The organism is Protofrankia sp. CiP1_Cm_nod3 (genome assembly GCF_982290655.1).
On sequence record NZ_CEVIVD010000066.1, the window covers coordinates 24316 to 25448 of the forward strand.

The following is a 1133-nucleotide window of genomic DNA, read 5'->3' on the forward strand; positions in this document are numbered from 1 at the left end:
GACGGCCGGGACGGCCTGGCCAGGGCGGTGGACAGTGCCAGGGCGGTGGACGGCGCGGATGCGGCGCGAGCCGTCCGGTCGCCGGTTCCGTCGCGTTATGCCACCCGATACGTGATGGTGCACGGATATCGAAGGGCCTATATACGGGCGGGGCGCGGCCCGGCGTTGCTGCTCGTCCACGGCATCGGGGACAACTCGCAGAGCTGGCGTGGCCTTGTTCCGCTGCTCGCGCGGGGGCGGACGGTGATTGTGCCGGACCTGCTCGGTCACGGCGAGTCCGACAAGCCGCGCGGGGACTATTCCATCGGCGGATACGCGTGCGGGATGCGTGACCTTTTGACGGTGCTCGGTATCGACCGGGTGACGGTGGTCGGCCATTCCCTGGGCGGCGGCATCGCCATGCAGTTCGCCTACCAGTTCCCCGAGCGTTGCGAGCGGGTGGTACTGGTCTCGACCGGCGGGGTGTGCCCGGATCTGCATCCGGTGCTGCGGGCCATGGCGACCGCTCCCGGATCAGGACTGGTGCTTTCGCTGGCCACCGCGTCCTCGCTGCGCCAGGTCGGCTGGGCGGTGACCCGGACGTTGCGCTGGCTGCGCACCGATCTGGGCCGGGACGCCGACGACCTGATGCGGATGTTCGACAACCTGCACATGCGTACCGCCCGGGCGGCATTTCTGCGGACGCTGCGCGCCTCGGTGGACGGTCACGGCCAGGCAATCACCATGTTGGACCGTTGCTATCTCGCCGCCGGAATGCCATGTATGATCATATGGGGTGAGCGTGACGCGGTGATTCCGGTCGAGCACGCGCGGATCGCGCACGCGGCGATGCCCGGCAGCCGTCTGGAGATCTTTGAGGGTGCCGGACATTTCCCCCATCACAGCGATCCGGAGCGCTTCCGGGCGGTACTGGAGGACTTCCTGGCTACCACCCGCCCGGCGACGTACTCCGCCCGGCAGTGGCGGGACCTGTTGTGCTCGCGGGGACGGGTGGGGCAACAGCCCATCCGTGACCGGGACATGGCCGGGTGCCAGTGACCGTCGACGGCCGGTTCACCGGTGGCCGGCCCGGCCGCCGCCGGCGGGGCGATGACGCGGACGGAGGCGGATCTGCCTGGCCACAGGGCCAGGCC

1 protein-coding gene is annotated in these 1133 nt (G+C 70.1%); it reads left to right on the forward strand.

Features of this window, described 5'->3' with window-relative positions; translation table 11 throughout:
* Positions 1–45: 45 nt before the first annotated feature.
* The gene (locus AC5LUJ_RS14185) at positions 46–1038 is read left to right on the forward strand and encodes an alpha/beta fold hydrolase (RefSeq protein WP_493465073.1); all 993 of its coding nucleotides are present in this window, start codon (positions 46–48) and stop codon (positions 1036–1038) included.
* Positions 1039–1133: the final 95 nt, after the last annotated feature.